The 2962-nt window shown below is 60.7% G+C and carries 2 protein-coding genes; both read right to left on the bottom strand.

The features are described from left to right. Nucleotides 1-656: retention module-containing protein (locus BRO63_RS09430; protein WP_143219455.1), on the bottom strand; the 656-nt coding region annotated here is incomplete at its 3' end. A gap of 161 nt (nt 657-817) precedes the next feature. Beyond that, a partial coding sequence (locus tag BRO63_RS09435) for an Ig-like domain-containing protein (protein ID WP_088139471.1) occupies nt 818-2962 on the bottom strand: 2145 nt, incomplete at its 5' end.

A 2962-nucleotide genomic window follows, 5' to 3' on the forward strand; every position in this document is an offset into this window, starting at 1 on the left:
GGCCGACTGCCTACTGAAGCTATCGTCAGGGGATCGCCGTCCGGGTCTACGTCGTTCGCGAGCAGGTTGCCGCGCACGTGGCTGTTTTGATTGCCGTGTCCTGCGTCGTCCCGCGCGGCGGGGGCGTGATTGACGCCGACGGGCGTGGGCGGCTCCTCGTCGCCGGGGACGGGACGAATGCCGGACATGCGTGGCAAGACTGCGTCATCGCGAGCGGGATTCGAGTAGGCCAGGTCTAGCGGGCTGGTGGTTTCAAGAAGGCGGGCCAGGCGGACAAAGCTGCTGCCGCCACCGCCGCCACCGCCAGCCACGACGGCGGCGGTGGGATCGAGTTCGTCGAACAGGTCGCGGCCGTCGCGCAGGGCGGCCAGCAATCGGTCGGAGTCGGTGCCTGTGGGCGGCGCTACCGCCGCTTCGGACGCGTCATCCAGAGTGCCGGTCATTTCGCTGGTCAGCGCGACTTGGCGGCCCTCGCCGATGATAATGGGTGTGCTGTTTTCAACCTGAAGAGAAACCGTGGCGCCCGAGGCCGTGACGACATCGCTGCCGGCGGGGACCTTGCTGCCCAGGTGCAGTTCAGTCAGGGATCCGTCGCTATGGCGCAGCCACGCGCGACCGGAGATTTCGTTGACGATTGCGGCGGAAGTGTTGGCCATGTCGGTCTCGTTTCAGAGTGTTGTCCAAGATGGCTTGATGCTAGATGGCGTTGCTGCCGCTCGATACTGCCAATACTGATAGTGCTAAGCATTTAGGTAGCGCAATGACGGAAAGTGCCTCATGCCAAGAGGCCATTGCGGATCCCGTCTGGCCTTACTGCTTAGCTGTGATCAACGTTCAACTTTCCCTTCTGCAGCAGGTCGTTGATGATGGCCTGGTTGTTCATGAACTGGCCGTAGGCATCGTGGGTGAGGTCGACGTTTTCTAGCACGATCTTCTGATCCGCGCCCTGGGTGCCAAGCTTGCCCTGGGTATTCACGTCGATGACCGTGTCATAGCCTTCCTTGCGGAAGTCCAGGTACTTGGTCAGTGTGCGGTCGCTTTCGCCGACCAGCAATTCCTGCAGATCCAGGATGTCGCCATCTTCGACAGGTTTCAGGATCGAGAAGTCCTGGACTATATCCACTGCCGGGGCGGTGATTGTGCCCTGATCGTTGAATTCCCACTTGAACGTGTCGCTGTCGACGCTATACCCGCTGCCGTCCAGTCTATAGAAGTCAATGCCATCACCGGCCATGATGTCATTGCCCATGCCGCCAATCAGGACATCGCTTCCTCCGTTGCCTTTCAGAATGTCGTCGCCAGTGCCGCCCGACAGGATGTCTTGGCCACGGCCGCCTGAGAGCTCGTCGTTGCCGCCTTGGCCGTAGAGGATGTCATCGCCTTCATTGCCAACAAGGAAGTCCTGTCCACCACGTGTATCGCCGTGCACGTCGAGCATGTCGTGGTTGTCCGAGATGAACCGGTAAAGATTGGCATCCGTAGGTGGCACGCCATTCTTGAGAAGCAAGAATTCCTTGAGCGCCCACAGACCAGACCCATCGAGCAGGCCCTTAGGCCTGGCCGGGTTGCCATCAACGCCCCAGGGCAGGAAGTCCGTGTTGATGGCATCGCCGAAAAGAATGTCTGAACCGCCCATGCCGAAGAGCTTGTCGTTGCTCAGCGGAGCCAGCACATGGTCCAAGCTGCTCTTTGCGTGGGCCTCCCACTCGGAAGGGTCCGGCAAGACCAATCCGCCGAGAGAGTGTGGTAAGGGAGGAGGAATCATCCCCAGTACGCCGCCCTTGTCGCCCAGTATTACGTCTTTACCGCTGTCGCCTATCCAATAGTAGATGTTGTTATCCGGAGTGTTGATGTCGCCGAAATAGTTGTTGCCGGCGATAAGCTCGCCAGTACTCAGCTTGAACGTCTGCTGATATGAGGTGTCCTGGCCGCCGTTGGCGGTGCCACCGGTATCCTTGACACGGAATTCGAAGGACGAACCGTCGCTGCGGCGGAAGTCTCGGCCGTCGGGTTGAAACGTCAGTTTGCCGTTGGCCAGGTCTTCCAGGCTGATTTCACGTCCTGGCGCGATCGCTTCGCCGTTCAGGAGCAGCGTGCCGAATAAGGGGAGAGAATCTATGATCACCGACTTTAGCGAATGGCCCTCCTGCGGATCGGAGAACGGGAAGTCATTCAGGCCAAATACGTAGAGGTCGCCAGCTACCGCATTGTCGGGGTTGTCCTGCGACAGCGGCGCATCGTTGACGGACAGGACGCCAATGTCCAAGGTGGATGACGTCGTGACAGAGCCATCCGTCACGGTATAGGTGACCTGCGGCACCGCGCCGTTCCAATCCGCGTCCGGCGTGAATGCATAGCTGCCGTCGGCATTGATGAGGATCGAGCCCACGCCCGCAATGTATGCCGTGTTGCCCGCGAGGTACTTCGCGCCGTCGACGGCGTACGTGACAACGCTCAGCGCATCGTTGTCGGCATCGGCCGCGCCGCTGAGCACGTTGCCAGAGGCTGAGTGGTCTTCCAAGACCTGGTCGGCATGGGGCAGGATTACCGGCGTCTGGTTGGTACCGGTAATTTCGACCGTGAGGGTCGCCGTGCTTGTACCGCCCTCGCCGTCGGAGACGGTGTAAGTGATTGAGCTGTATATTTTTTCGCCCGCGCTGAGGCGCTGGAATGCAGAGCCTGGGTCGAATCTGTAGGAACCGTCGGCGTTTAGCGTGAACGTGCCACCATGGGAGCCCGCGATGGCGGCGCCTACGTTGGCTGCGTTACCGTTGACTTGAGAGACGGTAAGCTCGTCGCCGTCAGAATCCCTGTCGTTCGCCAGTACGCCGTTCTGAGCGCTGACGTCGAGGGTCGAGTCCTCGCTGGCAGCGCCCGAGTCGCCAACCGCGACGGGCGCGGGATTGGCGATGGCCCAGTCGAACTTCTGCGAAGTTGTTGCGCCAGAGGAATCCGTGGCGGT

The organism is Achromobacter xylosoxidans, assembly GCF_002192695.1.
Classification (GTDB): Bacteria; Pseudomonadota; Gammaproteobacteria; order Burkholderiales; family Burkholderiaceae_B; genus Achromobacter; species Achromobacter xylosoxidans_C.